Below are 15,914 nucleotides of genomic sequence, written 5' to 3'. Positions count from 1 at the left end.
ATAAAAACTTTATGATGCTTATGAAATTTTACAACAAAGCAGGTGGTTTGTTTATGCTTTTTGCATTTTTACTAACCATGAACGGGTGGACACAACCCATACAAAAGACCGCACAAGGGTTGAAATTTACAGCCCGGCAAATGGATATTTCAGTTGAGTTCTATTCAGAAAATACGGTAAGGGTTAACAAAACACCCATTGGCAAACCTTATCTTAAAACCAGTCTTTCAGTTGTGGCAGTGCCAAATAAAGTAGCTGTGAGGTATGCAAAAAAAGGGCAGAATCCGGTAGTAAAAAGCAGCAAAATTCAGGTCGAGGTAAATGGAGAGACTGGAGGGGTTTATTTCTATGATGCTTCGGGCAAGCAACTCCTGCAGGATAAGGACGGAGGTACACTGTTTTCGCCTGTAAATGATGCCGGAACCTCATCATTCAAGGTCAGGAATGCTTTTTCGCTGGATAAAGATGAAGCTATATATGGTGTGGGCCAGATCATGGATAATAAATTTAACCAGCGCAATTCCTCACATCTGATGAAAAATGAAAATATGTCAACTTATTCGCCATATTTTCTTTCTGTAAAGGGTTATGCGGTATTCTGGGACAATTATTCGATTTCTAAGTTTGAGGATAAACCAGAGGAGCTATCTTTTGAAAGCCTGGGCCACTGCGCTGATTACTATTTCATGTTTGGTAATAATACGGATGGGGTAATCTCAGAACTGCGTGGACTAACCGGTAAAGCCCCGATGCTTCCGCTATGGGCTTATGGATTCTTTCAGAGCAAGGAACGTTATCATACACAGGATGAAAGTTTGGATGTTGTTAAAAAGTACCGGGACCTGAAAGTTCCACTGGATGTAATTATTCAGGATTGGCGCTATTGGCCGGAATATAATAAAACGGATAGCGCCTGGAATTCACAAACCTTTGATAAAGAGCGTTTCCCTGATCCAAAAAAATGGGTTGATGAGATTCATAGTTTGAATGCGAAGCTGCTGATTGTAACATGGCCGGGCTTTGGTCCGAAAACACCTCAGCGCAGGGAGTTCGACAGTAAGAACATGATCATTAATTTTGATACCTGGCCCCCGAAAAGTGGTGCAAGACCTTATGATGTGTTTAATCCAAAAGCACTTGATATCTACTGGAAATACCTCAATAAGGGAATATTCAGCTATATTGGTAACGATGGTTGGTGGCTTGATTCAACAGAACCTGACCACATAAATGTTAAAGAATCTGATTTTGACCTCCCTACCCATTTAGGCAGCTACAGAAGTGTGAAAAACGGGTTCAGTCTGATGCATAATAAAGGTATCGCAAGTAATCAGCGTGCTTCAAATCATGACAAGCGCGTGGTGATCCTTACCAGATCGGGCTTCATCGGCCAGCAGCGTTTTGGATCCAACACCTGGAGCGGAGATGTTACATCGAGCTGGGAGATGCTTCAAAAGCAGGTGCCGGCAGCTTTAAACTATACCTTGATGGGGATACCTAACTGGAATAGCGATATCGGTGGTTTTTTTGCCGGGCGCTGGCGAGATAATGGTGGTAATAAAAACCCTGAATTTCAGGAATTATATGTTCGCTGGATGCAATTTGGAGCTTTCAGCCCAATGATGCGTTCTCATGGAACCGACTTGCCACGGGAGATCTGGAATTTCGGTGAACGTGGCTCATGGTGTTTTGATGCCCAGGAGAAATCGATAAAACTCCGTTATAAATTGCTGCCTTACATATATGGTACATCATGGGATGTAAGCGAAAATAACGGAACCTTTATGCGCCCATTGATCATGGATTTTATCGCCGATCAGCGTACGCATGAAATTGGTACTGAATATATGTTTGGCCGCTCGATCCTGGTTGCGCCGGTAACGAAATATCGGGAAAGGAAATCTCCGGTTTATCTACCTAAAGGAAGTGGCTGGTATAACTTCTGGACGAATGAATATAGCTCGGGCGGACAGACTGTTGAAACAGACGCTCCTGTTGACATCATTCCATTATATGTGAAGGCTGGTGCTATCATTCCATTCGGTCCTGATGTACAGTATTCTACCGAGAAAAAATGGGAGAATCTTGATATTCGGGTTTATGAAGGCGCAGATGGTAGTTTTACACTTTATGAAGATGAAAATGATAATTACAACTATGAAAAAGGGGCTTACACTACTATTGTGTTGAAATGGGATCAAAAATCAAGGGCATTAAATATTTCCGATCGAAAAGGAAGTTATACCGGAATGTTGGCAAAGAGAAACTTCAATGTTGAGCTTATCCCTTCGAATGCTAATAAAACCATTGCCAAAACAAAAAACGTCCGATCAGTCCAATATAAAGGCGAAGGGATTTCTATTAAATTTTAATCGAATCTTATCCGAAGTACGCATGCAGTAGGAAAAGCTGTGGTTTATTGTTAACACGGCTTTTCCTCAATACGCTCTTTTTTAATTTACGGAGTATATCAATGGTATTTATTATCAATAAGCTACACACATAACAGATAGAGTCGTCATCTCGACTGGAGTGCAACGGAATGGAAAGATCTTTTAAACGCTAATTTCAAGCTTATATCCTTTGCCACGTATAACAACAATGTTGATGTTGGGATCAAGCTCCAGTTTTTTTCTAAGTTTTGATATAAACATATCTAAACTACGCCCTACAATAACACCTTCATCTTCCCAGATCTCTTTTTGTAGCCGATTTCGCTCTATCGTCTCGTTAGGAGACATGGCAAAAATGAGCAGCAGCCGGGTTTCCGTTCCGGTTAGTTCTATTGTTTTTCCATTTATTGTAAGGTTCCGATTCTTCGCATCGAACAACACCGAGCCTAGGGTGAACATATTAGTATTCTGGACATCATTAGGTAAAACTCTTCGCGGTTTAACCGATCTAAAAAATATAAAACCAATAAATGCTAAAAATGGCAGGCCAGCCAGAAGATATCTATTTTTGGCTGTATTTATGCCCGTTGGTTTGAATTTAATGTTGATCATGTAACATGCTCTGGGTTGCTTTCTTCCTTTGCATGTTACAATATCATTTTTTTTATTTTTGGAGATGGCGTATCCATACACCACATCGCCGCCGTCGCAGTTCAGAACATTAACAACATAATCACTTGAAAGCGGGTCTTTTGCCAACAGGCGCAGGGTTGTATTGACCAAGGATTCGGGTTGAAAAGTAAGCTCATGCTCAAAGCTAATCTGATATTCATTCCCGGCGATCTTTTTTACCGGAAGAACCCTTGATGTACTATCGCCCGACTGCAGGAGCAATTCGTGCCCGATTTTGCGGATTAAAACTTCTCTTCTGGAAATATCAAAATCGTCGCTATCCGCTATACTGAAAGCCACACAGATTGCAGCGATAAACAAAAGTATTATCGATCCAAACAAGTATTTGCGTTTCTCGAAGAGGAGATTTCGGCTAAGATGCATGGTGTCAGCTTTTTATTTACAAAGTTTGCATTTTTATTTACAATCCTGGTTCTTCAGACGGGAAGATATTCATGTAATTTCGATGAATCAATTTTATAGGATATGAACAGTCAAAGAAACGTTTTTTTGTGGTCTGCAAGAAATTTTTTTTCGAGACATTCTTCCAGGTTTACCTGTTTTCTTACTCGTAAGTTTTATCAATTAAAAATGAAATAGCATTTTCAATTTCTGAGCGTCCCTCTGTCGTTTTTAGGTCTAATCCGCAAAAAGTACAGTCGTTTGTAGTGGCATAAATGTCCAGATAGTAAATTCCCGATATCAGCAGTGCTATAATGGCCCGGTATCTTTTGGCTTTTTCCTTAAAATGTGGGTCGGTAAGACTTTCAAATAAGCGTGCACCATTTTCTTCACGGTCGTTTGCCAGCTTTTTTAACGATTTCCTGTTCTCTATTAATCCCCAAAGCAGAATTTTCTGTAAATCCTTATTTTTGAAAACATAATCAAATTGGGAGAGGAGCATTGCTTTAGAGAATGTTTTCCCTCCATCATTAACCACAGGCCCTCCTGGCTCATCTTTTATATTGCTCCAGAAATCCTGCGAGCGGATATATTCATCAATGAGTTCGTCCTTCCCTCCAAAATAATTATAAATCAGTTTTTTGTCTAAACCCGCAGTACGAGCGATATCGTTCACCTTAAGACCTGAGAAACCTTTGGTATGGAGTATTTTCTCTACCGCATCTAAAAACTTCTGCTTGCTTTTTTCTTTGTTTCTTACCGATTTAACCGCCGTTTTCTGTTCCATGTGATGCAAAATAATCGTGCTGGAAAATTACACAATCAATTTTAATTATTTTTATCACCAATCGGTGATATATTGTATATTTGTTCACAAAAGAGATGAATAAATGATGATGAATTTCTTTGCTATAACCAAACTATATTAACACCACCTCAAATAATATGAAAAAGGGAATTCCTATTACCGAATTATCTGTACAAGAATTATATAAAAAGAAGCAGAGTTTGCAAGGCGTACTGATTGGACTTAGCGTGGTATTGCTTGCCGCCAGTGTGATCATATTTTATCTTGCCTTTTCATCAAAAATGCCAAAAGTACTTGTCATAGTTCCTATTTGCTGTTCGCTAACATTTTTGCCAGCTTTCATTAGCTTGAGCCAGATTAATACTGAAATTAAAAACAGAGAATCCAAATAATAGTTATCGATGTTTCCAGATTGCCTAAACTGTTCCACTCCGGTTACGCAGAATTACTGTGCGAACTGCGGACAAAAATCTACTACACACCGTTATTCCATTAAACATTTTCTTGAACATGATTTTATTTATGGTGTTTGGCATGTAGATAAAGGCATCTTATTACCCTAAAAGGCCTTTTCACGCGGTCAGGGCACAGTGTCCGCGAATTTATTCAGGGCAAAAGGGTACCGTATTTTAGTTTTGTGACGCTCATCCTGCTCATTCTGACGGTATCAGGTCTTATTGCGCCGTATACACACGGCAATATGTCTGATCTGATGCCTCAGGGAAGCAGATCGATGATGAATGATCTTGAAAAATTTATCTCTGGTCATCCAAAGCTGGTCCTCATTATTGCCATTCCTGTTTACTCTTTTTTTAGTTTTATCTGCTTTAGAAAAGCGAAGCTTAATTTTTCCGAACACCTGGTTTTAAATTCAAACCGGATTATCGTTGAACTGATCATTGGCCTGTTTGTTGCGGCACTGACCATTTTTTACACCAATACCAAAGTGCTGGTATTTTTGTATTTCGGAGTATTGAGCTTTTTTGACCATTTTTATAGCATCTGGTTTTATTATCAGTTTTTTTCTGGATTTAACTATAGTAAAAAAGCCTTGTTATTCAGAAGTATCCTTGTTCCGGCTTCTTACTACGTTTTGTCATTTTTGATCGGCGTGGTATTTGCCATTGTTAAAATGAGGCATTAATAATTTTTCATCTACCTATGAAAATTATGCTGCAAGTTTCAGGCTTGCATTTTTGTGAGGCTGTATAATAATATAGATTGTCATCCTGAGCCTGTCGAAGGATCAGTAAATTCACACCTTATGATACAGCCTCTATTTTAATTTTAGCGTTCGCAACCTGACTAATAACATTGCTCCATTCATTTTCCATCTTCTTTTTTCGTAACTTCTATTCAAAAATGGTATTTTTCGTTGATGGATGTAATTGCAAATTTCCCTACGCTTGATATTAGTGAGTTTTGGCCCGAGCAAGATTCGGGGAATAACTTGCTGTATCATGAAATAATCGGGGAAAGGCATATCGAAAAACCACATAAACATGATTTTTTCCTTTTTATGCTTTTTGAGCAGGGTAGCGGCCTGCATACCATCGATTTTGTAAATCATCAGGTTGCTGGAGGTCAGTTGCACTTATTGTTTCCTGAGCAGATCCATAAATGGGAGCTCGGCGAAGAAACCCATGCCCATCAACTTATGATTAGTAGGAGCATATTCGAAACGCTTGCCAATTCTTTACGTTTTTCATTAATCTTATACCAAAATTATCCGGTAATAAACTTAAGTGCCGATGCTTACGGAAAAATCCTGTACGAATTTCATAGTATCAGATCTGAACTCGCAAAGCCTATAATACTTTGGGAAATTATCAATGCCAGGATCAGGCTTATTGCGCTGATGCTTAGCGAGGAGGCAGAAACGCTGTTCAATAACCAAACGGTTTACCAAACCAAACCTGTTCTGTTTAGATACCGCTCGCTGATCGATATGCATTATAAGAAAGGAAAAACTTGTTGCATTTTATGCCGATCAGTTAAGTATTTCGGCTAATTACCTGAACATGCTCTGCAAAAAACATTTTCATGTGTCAGCCACAGCACTCATCCATGAACGTTTAATACTCGAAGCAAAACGGATTTTACTCACTACCGAAAGGCCTATTAAAGCCATTGCTTTCGACCTCGGCTTTTACGATGTGGCTTATTTCTCTAAATTCTTTAAAAACCAGACCCACATTACCCCACGTGCATTCCGCGAACAGTAATGAATTGCACAAGTTATAACTGCCTAATTCGGCGAATAAGTACAGATAGTTATAAATGATACAATTTTTGATATAAATCCTACTATTCATAAACATAACAGAACACTATTTTTGTAATAAAGAATCCTGTTATGACAAACCCAAATTCGATCTCGAGAAAAGATTTTATTAAAAGCTCATCTATTTTGCTTGCAAGCACCTGCTTACTGTCAGCAGAACAGGCAATTGCGGATGAAAGTGTAGGCCGCTTCTCAGAAAAAACCTTGACTTTAAAAAACGTTAGGCTCGAAACTGGATTCGAATATGATCAGGATGAGGTAATCAAAACAAAAACCGAACTTTTCATTGTTGAGATGGAAGAAGGTAAGGTAAAACGTGTTCTTCCTAATAACCCTGCTGCAAAAGCAATCGATGCAAAGGGATTGTTAATGCTCCCGGCTTTCAGGGATATGCACATCCATCTGGATAAAACCTATTACGGATTGCCCTGGCAGGCGCATTTGAAGAAGAACAGATCTGTAAAAGATATGATTGCTTTCGAACAACAGATAATTCCTGAGCTGTTAAAAACTTCTATACCACGTAGTGAAAAATTAATTGAGTTACTTCAATCTTACGGAACAAGTTATGCAAGGTCGCATGTAAATATCGATCCTACCTCTGGATTAGACTCATTGAAGCATTTGGAAACCGCATTATTGCATAAAAAGAAATCTTTTCAGGCCGAATTGGTGGCCTTTCCTCAACATGGCATATATTATACTAAATCTGCGGAACTGCTGAAAGAAGCAGCCAAAATGGATATAGATTTTATCGGGGGGTTAGATCCAACTTCTATTGATGGTGGTATTGAAAAACACATGGATTTCGTAGTGCAGTTGGCGCTGGATCATGGAAAGGGGATTGATATCCACCTTCATGAGTCGGGTGAATCTGGTATAAAAACAATCGAATACCTGATTGATAAAGTAATGGAAAACCCGGCGTTGAAGGGAAAAACCTATGTGAGCCATGCTTTTGCATTGCGGTATCTCGATAAAACCAAAACCGAAGAAATAGCCGAAAAGCTTGGCGCGGCAAAAATGGGTATTGCCTCAACAATCCCACTTTCTGGTAACCCGATGCCCGTTCCTGCGCTGTATAAGTATGGTGTAGAAGTGGTAGCGGGTAATGATTGTATTGTTGATCATTGGAATACTTTTGGCACAGGAAGTATTTTGCAAAAGGCCAATATAGCTGCTCAAATTTATGGCTATCGTACCGAATTTGAACTTTCAAGAATATTGAAACTGGCTACAGGTAATATTCTTCCTTTAGATGATAAAGGAAAAAAGCAATGGCCAAATGTAGGCGATAAAGCTAATGTAGTACTGGTTGATGCCAGTTGCTCGGCAGAGGCTGTATCCCGTGTCTCACCTGTTAAATCATTGATCCACGATGGGAACCTGGTTTTCTAAAGCTAGAATAAATTGAAATATTTCTGATAGAATGCGCTTACAGCGGGTGTTTTAGGTAGAAAAATCTTATCTTGATTTTACACACAAATAAATCTTAAGGATATGAAAATTACATTAGACACAAAATCCCTTTTGCTAGGGTTTTTAGGCGCAGGCTTAATGTTTACAGCCATCAGTTTTAAAAACGGACAAGATCAAAGCGGTGGAAGGTACCGCACCGAAGTAAATGCCAATAATCTTGTAGTTATCCTCGATACTGAAACCGGAAATTACATCATTGCGCCAGCCATGCAGTCGGCAGGGAAAGTACAATGGATTAAAGGCGAGTTTAATAAAACATTTAGTACGGCGATAGACAATAAAAAAGAGCCTAGAGAATAGCACTATTATTGTTATCACAGGAGATCGTCATTTCGAGCGGACCCCGAGCTATCGGGTGCAAAGCAGTCGAATCCATGGTCTGTGTCTCACAGACCATCTTTGTTTTCTTTCCATAGGAAATTCTCATGAGCTTGTCATCCTCAACGGAGTCGAAGGATCTTCTTGCAATTAACTAAAGATGATGAAGAATAGTTTACTTCACACTTATCCGTTCCACTACTGGTTTACCAGTCGATTCTTCAGTGCCTTCCACTTCCGCATATTTTACATTCGGAAGCCAGAAACTGCCACCCTGAATCCTGATAAACAATCGTGTAACCCTGATTATCCGGTTGTTTATGGTTACCGAAACGCGATAGCTTTTATCACTATACCTTTGTAGGTAAAATGGTAATTTTTTATGCGATACAAACCTAAATTCATACTTGTCAGCCCCCAGTTCCTTCGTATCGATGCCATATGCAAACTTACGTTGGATATAGCCCAAGTCTTTTTTCTGTCCTTTTTCACCATAGCGGATCCAATAAACCTGAATAGGATCATTAGCATTGATGCTGCCATTTTCTTTTAGGTTTAACGCATAAATCAGGGTGTTGGTATTCGGATCGCGTTGAAGATAAAAAAGCATGTGATCTACATTTTTAGGCGTAGGAAAACTGATAGGGGATGGATCTTTCGATTGTGCCCATGTTTGGGGTGAAAACAGGAAGAAGGTTAATACTATAATGAAGAAGGTTTTGAATATAATGGGTAGTCTAGGTGGTGTTGGATACATTTTAAGCTTGTTATTTAAAAGAGCGTTTAGGCAAAGGATTAGAATAATTTTTAAGTATCGGTTTTGGCTTGATCATGCGGGGTTTCTTTATTGACCTCATTTAGCTGCTCATTATAAAGCCGGTCTGATTCGGCCTTACAATGTTCGTAATCATCTAATTTTTCGCAAGATGTGTTTCCGTGGATCTCGAAAAAATCCCTGATGGATGGATAATCAAAATAAACTGACATATTATTAAATTTAGGTTACCAATTTTGGAAGGGATAGCCATTGATCGTTCGCCGAAAACAGTAAAGGGATCTGTTTTCAAACTCATCTTTTCTGCCATTGCAGAAGGAATTAGCACCTTGTTAATCAACAGGTTGCTTAGACATCAAAGGGCCATTCCCTACGTCTTTCTTGATAAGTATTAGACGTCATGGACGGAATCGAACCGCCGTACTAGGTTTTGCAGACCTTTACCTAACCACTCGGCCACATGACTATATGATCTTTTCAAGTAGCTTTAGATTCACTTTTTGAAGAAGACTCAGCAAAAGTAAAAATTAATTACTATAAATTCTATAGAAATAGTAGTTTTTTTTATGAAATTTGTGATTGTTTAACTTGTTTTGTTGTTTAATTTGTTGATTTTTAGTTGTTTGTGTCTGTGAGATAAATTGCAGATAGATCCTGAAACAAATCCGATAGCTATCGGATCAGGATGGCGATCGCATTCTCAAAATTTGTCATCCTGAGTGCAACGAAGGATCTTACAGTTGACTTTATATTCTTAAATAATTAAAGATTCTTCACTACATTTAGAATGACAAACGCCCTGCTTAAATCAATAATTGTAAATTATTTAGCTGTAAATCAGTTATTTATGAATAAAGTCTATAAAATCTATAGGAATACTTGTTTAAATTGAACGAAGTTTATACTTTTACAAAAAAATAATAGTTCACTAGCAAATTTACGTTCAATATGAAACTCCGCAGACAACCTCAGCCATATTCCCTGATCAATTATTCGGATCAGTATAACTGCTGTTGCCGCTAATATAAACTAAGATACAGATCACCTGCTAAAGGTTTTCATTCAGATATTCTTATTTAAAAATCCTGGTACCCCGGGGCCTTTTGATAGAATATTATGGTGGTCATGTATTTCAGTCAATAAGTTGCCGGGGTATCAGGAACGGCCTAACTAATCACCACCACTAGTTTAGGTTAGTACTCTAATTAATTCACCACCATTAATTAGTTGATTTATACAGAAGAAGGGAGAGTCAGTACTCGTTGAACTTCTAGCAACTTTCCATAGGAAAAAGTGCTCAAACTGATCTAGCAATAGATTATAAATTAACCAATAACAAGTAAACTCACTGTTTCTCGTTAGGATTTCGTTAAAGAATTGCAACTGTAAACGGTTTGTAGCCGTGCTATATGGTTTTAGGTAGGCTAGTGTTAATACGCATCATTAACATCATCAAAGATATATAAAGAAATTCCTGGTTCATAACAGGTTTATATTTGGTTAGAAAAAGGGGCATGTCTGGATAGAATGCCCCTTTGTTTTAGCGGTTGGTGTCCCACCGACCGATATAAAATGGTAAACGATGGTACTCGTTGCAACGAGGATCAGTGAAATCTGCATTTGCAGTGCAGGATGAAGATTTTATGGCGATAATCGCCTTTCTCATGCATCCCCGTTACAAATGGGGGCGATATTAGGATATTTGATCATTTTTTCAACCATAACACATTTAATGGAATATAAGCTCAAATGGCCTTATATTTCTTAAATGGTAACAATTTGAAATTGGAGCTGTCATCCTGAACATAGTGAATGATCTTTCCTTCAAAATTGACCCTGAAATAAATTCAGGGTGACGATCGCATTGAGAAAACTCTACCCCAATTTCCTTCCCGTATTAATCACATTAACGCCGTTAAAACGGGTAGTGGCACTTCCATGTGAAACGGCACTTGCTTGCCCTGGCTGACCTTTTCCATCCGAAAATGTCCCGCCCAACCTGTAGTCGCTTTTATCGCAGCGTTGTACACAGGAGTTCCAAAATTCTTGTGTATTGGCTTGGTAGGCAGCATCTTTAAACATGCCTGCAATTTTGCCATCCTTAATTTCGTAGGCCAGCTGTGCGCTGAATTGGAAATTATAACGCTGTTGATCGATAGAATACGAGTTACGGCCAAACATATAAATACCTTTCTCTACATTTTTAACCATATCGGCAGCACTTAGGGCTGCATTTCCAGGGGCTAATGAAACATTTGGCATCCTTTGGAACTGAATACTGTCCCAGCTATCTGCATAACAACAACCCTGTGATTCTTTTAAACCTAAAATATGTGCCTGATCTCTTATGGTTTGGTAATTCACCAAAATCCCATCTTTAATAATATCCCATTGGCCACATTTTACACCTTCATCATCATAACCCACGGCGCCTAATGAACCCACTTCCAGTTTATCGCCAGTAATGTTTACCTCTTTACTCCCGAAGTTGAATTTTTTGCTTTCCCATTTATCCAGCGTTAAGAAACTGGTTCCTGCATAATTCGCCTCATAACCTAAAACGCGGTCTAACTCTGTAGGGTGACCGACAGATTCGTGAATGGTTAGGAATAGGTGAGAAGGATCTAAAACCAGGTCGTATTTGCCAGGGGCAATGGGTTTGGCTTTCAGTTTTTCATCAACATGTACTGCGGCTTCACGTACGTCTTCCAAAATATCGTAACGCTTTTTGTACATCGTAACTGGCCCACCTTTAATTTTTTCTTCGTCTTTTGTTTTCAGGTATTCAAAGCCCATACCCATTGGTGCACTTAAGGCATTTCTGGTTTCGAACTTACCACTGGCTGCATCTGTTTTGGTTAGGGTAAAGGTTGGCCATATCCTGTGGATATCCTGATCGATATAAGAACCATCGGTTGACGCAAAATATTTCTGCTCATTGATCATAAACAGGTTAGAGCTGATGTATTTTGCACCGCCTTTCATGGCCTCACTATTTACCTTTAAAAGCAAATCAACTTTGTCTGCGATGGGTACCTCAAAGGCATTGATTTCGATAGGTGTTTTCCAGCTTACTTCCCCATATCCTTTTTGTGCCGCCAATTGAACAGGTTCTTCCATGAGTTTAGAATTTCCTTTGGCAATAGCTACAGCAGCTTCTGCAGCTTTGGCGATGCTGGCATTGTCCATGTTGTTGGTTGCTGCAAAACCCCAGCTTCCGTTGGCAATCACACGCACACCTAAACCATATGATTCTGAATTGGAAATGTTTTCTACCCTTGTTTCTCTAGTAGCCACTACCTGATTTAAATACCGTCCTATACGTACATCGGCATAAGTTGCACCTTTGCTTTTTGCAGCGTTGAGGGCAACATCGGCCATTTTTTTCTTTAGGGCAATATCAACAGGCGTTAAAGATTCTTCAACAGAAATAATTTTGCCAAAGGCAGGTATATTGGGCATCATGCTGGCACCAAGGCCAACACCTGTCATGTATAAAAAATCTCTTCTTCTCAATTTTTTGATTTTTATTAATAAAAAAAGGGTCGTCATCTCGACTGGAATGGAGAGATCTATCTAGGCAGATCTCTCGACTTCGCTGCACTTCGCTCGAGATGACGATTGAATGATGCCCTTCGACTCCGCTCAGGGTGACCTTCGGAGGGAATAGGTGTTAAATATATTATTCTTAAAAAAGATCGTCATTTCGACTGTAGCTGCCGATTTTTCATCGGTAGCGAAATGGAGAAATCTATTTAAAGAGGTTACCATTGTCTTACACTTCAGTCGAGATGACGATTCAATTAAATCGCATCCGATAGTGAAGTAAAGGTAAAATCGCGGATTTTCATTGGAGGAATCAATCCACTCCCTGTTCTCACCGGCTTACCTAAAGCCTCTACATTGTTGAGCATAATTACCGGACTTTCGTTGAACCTGAAATTCTTGATCGGGAATTTAATCTCACCATTTTCGATGTAAAAAGTGCCGTCGCGCGTTAAACCAGTGAGTAATAATGTTTGAGGATCTACCGAACGGATGTACCAGAAACGGGTAACCAATATGCCTTTTTCAGTACTTTTGATAAGATCTTCCAATGATTGTGTTCCACCTTCGATGATCATGCTGCGGCTAAAAGGAAGCGGTTGAACATTTTTTTGTGCAGCCCAATATCTTGAATAAGACAGGTTTTTAACTACTCCTTTTTCAACCCATTGTGTTCTTTTTACCGGTAAACCTTCGCCCGTGAATGTTGAAGACGGGATTTCAGTATTCATTGGATCAGAGTAGATATTTACGTTTTCTGAGAACAATTGCTCTCCTAAACGGGTACCACCACCCTTTTTGCTCATAAAGCTCCGGCCTTCATCAGCACTTCTGGCATCAAAACCCCTGAACATATTACCGATAATATCACTGGCTGCAAGTGGTTCTAAAATAACAGTATATTTTCCTGGTTCGATGGCTTTTGCACCTGCAGAGCCATTGGCTTTACTTGCTGCAATTTTGCTAAGTGCCAGGGTATCCATTTTGTCGAGATCATTAAAGCCTTGCTCAACGTAGCCCGATCCCGTTCCTTGTTTGTTTCTAACGGTTACCGAAAAAGAAACATCGGTACCTTTATTGTAGGCAAATAAACCTTTAGAGTTCATGATCGCGTTAAAACGGGTTGAGTTTTCCAAGAAACCGGCTGCATCTAAACCAGCTGCCTTTGATACACTTAAACTTTTTCCTACCATTTCGGCTCTGGTATCAGGCGTCATGGCGGCAGTTTTAGCATTATATGTATTCGATTCCGCAAAAGTCTGTGGACCTAATGGAGGCATAAATTCAGGGTTTTCCGGTGCCAGCATGGCCAGTTCTTCTGCTCTTTTTACCACCTTTTGTAAGGAAGCATCATCAAATTCATTTATCGTTGCCGAACCCGTTTTTTTACCAAAAGTGGAGCTAACCCCTAAACTCATGGTACTGATCTGCCCTGCGGTAGAAACCGCATTGCGGGCATAACGGATGTTCCCACCATCAGAACCGTTTAAACCTACTTCGCAGAAATCGGCTTTCGAATAACCGATTACTTTTTTTAATATCGCCTGGGCTTCTTCTTTACTTAATATGGCCATAATTATATTTTTCTTGCTGTATTGATAACATTAACTCCATTAAACCGGGTAGTGGCACTGCCATGCGATACGGCACTGCTTTGAGAAGGCTGCCCTTTTCCATCATTAAATGAACCTCCTAAACGGTAATCACTTTCATCGCAGATGGCATTACACGAATTCCAGAATTCCTGTGTATTGGCCTGGTAAGCTACATCGTTCAGCATACCTGCAATTTTACCATCCTTAATTTCGTAGAATATCTGTCCGCCGAACTGGAAATTGTAACGTTGCTGATCGATAGAAAAACTTCCATCGCCAATGATGTAAATGCCTTTTTCAACATTTTTGATCATATCATCAACACTCAGTTTTTCTTTACCTGGCTGCAGCGATACATTTGGCATACGCTGAAACTGAACATCATCCCAGCCTTGCGAATAACAGCAACCATTTGATTCTGTTAAGCCGATAATATGTGCCTGATCGCGGATGGCCTGATAGCTTGTGAGTATCCCATTCTTGATCAGATCCCACTTTTTGCATTTTACGCCTTCATCATCGTAGCCAACAGCACCTAACGAACCTACCTGGGTTTTATCGGCCACAATATTTACTTTATCACTGCCAAATTTGAAATTTTTTGATTCCCATTTATCTAAAGTAAGGAAACTGGTGCCTGCGTAATTGGCTTCGTAGCCTAAAACACGGTCTAATTCCGTCGGGTGGCCAACAGATTCATGTATGGTTAGCCAAAGGTGTGAGGGATCTAAAACCAGATCGTATTTACCTGGCTCAACCGATTTTGCTTTTACTTTTTCTGTTGCTACACGGGCTGCTTCTTTTACATCTTCCAGCATGTCGTAACGGCCTTTATAGCGGGTTACAACACCGGTAACCTTATCTTCCGGACGGGCATGCATATATTCATAACCCTTTCCTGAAGGCGCACTTAGGGCATTACGCGTTTTAAATTTACCCGATTCGCGGTCAACTTTGGTTACGTTAAAAGTTGGGTAAATGCGGTGAACATCCTGATCGATGTAAGAACCGTCAGTAGAAGCAAAATATTTTTGTTCATTAACTGCGAAAATAACAGAATTTACAAAATTGGCTCCATTTTGCATGGCCACGTCGTTTACATTCAAAAGCAGGTCTACTTTCTCCTTAACCGGAACTTCGAAGGCATTAATTTCGATTGATGTTTTCCAGCTTACCTCACCGTAACCTTTTTGCGGAGCCAGTTGAACTGGTTCGCCCTGTATTTTAGCATTGGCTTTTGCAACGGCAACCGCTTGTTCGGCTGCTTTGGCAATGGCATCTTTGGTTACATTGTTTGTTGCCGCGAAGCCCCAACATCCGTTAGCTAAAACACGGATACCTACACCATAGGATTCGGTATTGGCTACGCCTTGAACACGTTTTTCGCGGGTGGCTACAAACTGGTTTAAATAACGCCCGATGCGGATATCTGCGTAAGTGGCACCTTTAGATTTTGCCGCATTTAGTGCAACATCAGCAAGTTCCTTTTTAATTTTTACATCAACTCCGTCTAAGGCCTGTAAAGGGTCTATGGGAGTTCCGAATGCAGAAAGGTCGGGAAGGAGTAGGGCACCCATACCCATTCCGGATAAGTAGAGGAAGTCTTTTCTTTTCAATTGTTTGAATTTAGTTAGTTTACGCT

14 protein-coding genes, 1 tRNA gene and 2 riboswitches are annotated in these 15,914 nt (G+C 39.7%); of the genes, 7 read left to right on the top strand and 8 right to left on the bottom strand.

Annotation, left to right across the window (positions count from 1 at the left end; translation table 11 throughout):
* The first annotated feature begins 20 nt into the window (after window positions 1–20).
* Window positions 21–2,372: a glycoside hydrolase family 31 protein gene (locus AC07VK_RS18675; RefSeq protein WP_492962399.1), complete on the top strand. Its 2,352-nt coding sequence runs from the start codon at window positions 21–23 to the stop codon at window positions 2,370–2,372.
* 183 nt (window positions 2,373–2,555) lie between these two features.
* Here the strand turns inward: AC07VK_RS18675 and AC07VK_RS18670 are convergent, their stop codons facing one another.
* Window positions 2,556–3,449: a winged helix-turn-helix domain-containing protein gene (locus tag AC07VK_RS18670; protein ID WP_492962397.1), complete on the bottom strand. Its 894-nt coding sequence runs from the start codon at window positions 3,447–3,449 to the stop codon at window positions 2,556–2,558.
* 181 nt (window positions 3,450–3,630) lie between these two features.
* Window positions 3,631–4,254: a TetR/AcrR family transcriptional regulator gene (locus AC07VK_RS18665; RefSeq protein WP_492962395.1), complete on the bottom strand. Its 624-nt coding sequence runs from the start codon at window positions 4,252–4,254 to the stop codon at window positions 3,631–3,633.
* Between the two features lie 158 nt (window positions 4,255–4,412).
* Here AC07VK_RS18665 and AC07VK_RS18660 point away from each other — a divergent pair, with 158 nt between their 5' ends.
* The 6 genes from AC07VK_RS18660 to AC07VK_RS18635 all read left to right on the top strand — a co-directional run bounded on the left by AC07VK_RS18660 (window position 4,413) and on the right by AC07VK_RS18635 (window position 8,338).
* The gene (locus AC07VK_RS18660) at window positions 4,413–4,667 is read left to right on the top strand and encodes a hypothetical protein (RefSeq protein WP_492954726.1); all 255 of its coding nucleotides are present in this window, start codon (window positions 4,413–4,415) and stop codon (window positions 4,665–4,667) included.
* A gap of 308 nt (window positions 4,668–4,975) precedes the next feature.
* On the top strand, window positions 4,976–5,419 hold the full coding sequence (locus tag AC07VK_RS18655) for a hypothetical protein (RefSeq protein ID WP_494939811.1): 444 nt from the start codon (window positions 4,976–4,978) through the stop codon (window positions 5,417–5,419).
* 234 nt (window positions 5,420–5,653) lie between these two features.
* Window positions 5,654–6,286: an AraC family ligand binding domain-containing protein gene (locus AC07VK_RS18650; RefSeq protein WP_492962391.1), complete on the top strand. Its 633-nt coding sequence runs from the start codon at window positions 5,654–5,656 to the stop codon at window positions 6,284–6,286.
* 10 nt (window positions 6,287–6,296) lie between these two features.
* The gene (locus tag AC07VK_RS18645) at window positions 6,297–6,500 is read left to right on the top strand and encodes a helix-turn-helix domain-containing protein (protein WP_492962389.1); all 204 of its coding nucleotides are present in this window, start codon (window positions 6,297–6,299) and stop codon (window positions 6,498–6,500) included.
* Window positions 6,501–6,631: 131 nt separating this feature from the next.
* Window positions 6,632–7,957, top strand: a complete 1,326-nt coding sequence (locus tag AC07VK_RS18640; RefSeq protein WP_492954729.1) for an amidohydrolase — start codon at window positions 6,632–6,634, stop codon at window positions 7,955–7,957.
* Window positions 7,958–8,059: 102 nt separating this feature from the next.
* A complete protein-coding gene (locus AC07VK_RS18635; RefSeq protein WP_492954730.1) occupies window positions 8,060–8,338 on the top strand; it encodes a hypothetical protein in 279 nt (92 codons plus the stop codon).
* Window positions 8,339–8,531: 193 nt separating this feature from the next.
* Here the strand turns inward: AC07VK_RS18635 and AC07VK_RS18630 are convergent, their stop codons facing one another.
* From AC07VK_RS18630 to AC07VK_RS18605, 6 genes are all read right to left on the bottom strand, one after another.
* Window positions 8,532–9,113: a DUF4833 domain-containing protein gene (locus AC07VK_RS18630; protein WP_493053030.1), complete on the bottom strand. Its 582-nt coding sequence runs from the start codon at window positions 9,111–9,113 to the stop codon at window positions 8,532–8,534.
* A gap of 50 nt (window positions 9,114–9,163) precedes the next feature.
* A complete protein-coding gene (locus AC07VK_RS18625; protein WP_492962385.1) occupies window positions 9,164–9,343 on the bottom strand; it encodes a hypothetical protein in 180 nt (59 codons plus the stop codon).
* A 79-nt stretch (window positions 9,344–9,422) separates the two neighbouring features.
* Window positions 9,423–9,522, bottom strand: a riboswitch (SAM riboswitch).
* A 4-nt stretch (window positions 9,523–9,526) separates the two neighbouring features.
* Window positions 9,527–9,597, bottom strand: a tRNA-Cys gene (locus AC07VK_RS18620).
* A 763-nt stretch (window positions 9,598–10,360) separates the two neighbouring features.
* A riboswitch (SAM riboswitch) is annotated at window positions 10,361–10,458 on the top strand.
* A 548-nt stretch (window positions 10,459–11,006) separates the two neighbouring features.
* Complete coding sequence (locus AC07VK_RS18615) at window positions 11,007–12,647, bottom strand: TldD/PmbA family protein (protein ID WP_492962383.1); 1,641 nt, start codon at window positions 12,645–12,647, stop codon at window positions 11,007–11,009.
* Between the two features lie 287 nt (window positions 12,648–12,934).
* Complete coding sequence (locus AC07VK_RS18610) at window positions 12,935–14,251, bottom strand: TldD/PmbA family protein (RefSeq protein WP_057935209.1); 1,317 nt, start codon at window positions 14,249–14,251, stop codon at window positions 12,935–12,937.
* A gap of 2 nt (window positions 14,252–14,253) precedes the next feature.
* Complete coding sequence (locus AC07VK_RS18605) at window positions 14,254–15,888, bottom strand: TldD/PmbA family protein (RefSeq protein WP_492962380.1); 1,635 nt, start codon at window positions 15,886–15,888, stop codon at window positions 14,254–14,256.
* Between the last annotated feature and the right edge of the window lie 26 nt (window positions 15,889–15,914).

The sequence above is a fragment of the Pedobacter sp. GW821-FHT01D05 genome, assembly GCF_059422505.1.
Note: the sequence above shows the minus strand (reverse complement) of the source record. Positions and strands in the feature narration are given on the sequence as shown.

Excerpts from the sequence above, each read along its gene's own strand:
- AC07VK_RS18660 (WP_492954726.1), top strand. The coding sequence starts at position 4,413 with ATGAAAAAGGGAATTCCTATTACCGAATTATCTGTACAAGAATTATAT.
- AC07VK_RS18650 (WP_492962391.1), top strand. The coding sequence starts at position 5,654 with ATGGATGTAATTGCAAATTTCCCTACGCTTGATATTAGTGAGTTTTGG.
- AC07VK_RS18670 (WP_492962397.1), bottom strand. The coding sequence starts at position 3,449 with ATGCATCTTAGCCGAAATCTCCTCTTCGAGAAACGCAAATACTTGTTT.
- AC07VK_RS18665 (WP_492962395.1), bottom strand. The coding sequence starts at position 4,254 with ATGGAACAGAAAACGGCGGTTAAATCGGTAAGAAACAAAGAAAAAAGC.
- AC07VK_RS18655 (WP_494939811.1), top strand. The coding sequence starts at position 4,976 with ATGTCTGATCTGATGCCTCAGGGAAGCAGATCGATGATGAATGATCTT.
- AC07VK_RS18610 (WP_057935209.1), bottom strand. The coding sequence starts at position 14,251 with ATGGCCATATTAAGTAAAGAAGAAGCCCAGGCGATATTAAAAAAAGTA.
- AC07VK_RS18635 (WP_492954730.1), top strand. The coding sequence starts at position 8,060 with ATGAAAATTACATTAGACACAAAATCCCTTTTGCTAGGGTTTTTAGGC.
- AC07VK_RS18645 (WP_492962389.1), top strand. The coding sequence starts at position 6,297 with ATGCTCTGCAAAAAACATTTTCATGTGTCAGCCACAGCACTCATCCAT.
- AC07VK_RS18630 (WP_493053030.1), bottom strand. The coding sequence starts at position 9,113 with ATGTATCCAACACCACCTAGACTACCCATTATATTCAAAACCTTCTTC.
- AC07VK_RS18675 (WP_492962399.1), top strand. The coding sequence starts at position 21 with ATGAAATTTTACAACAAAGCAGGTGGTTTGTTTATGCTTTTTGCATTT.
- AC07VK_RS18640 (WP_492954729.1), top strand. The coding sequence starts at position 6,632 with ATGACAAACCCAAATTCGATCTCGAGAAAAGATTTTATTAAAAGCTCA.
- AC07VK_RS18625 (WP_492962385.1), bottom strand. The coding sequence starts at position 9,343 with ATGTCAGTTTATTTTGATTATCCATCCATCAGGGATTTTTTCGAGATC.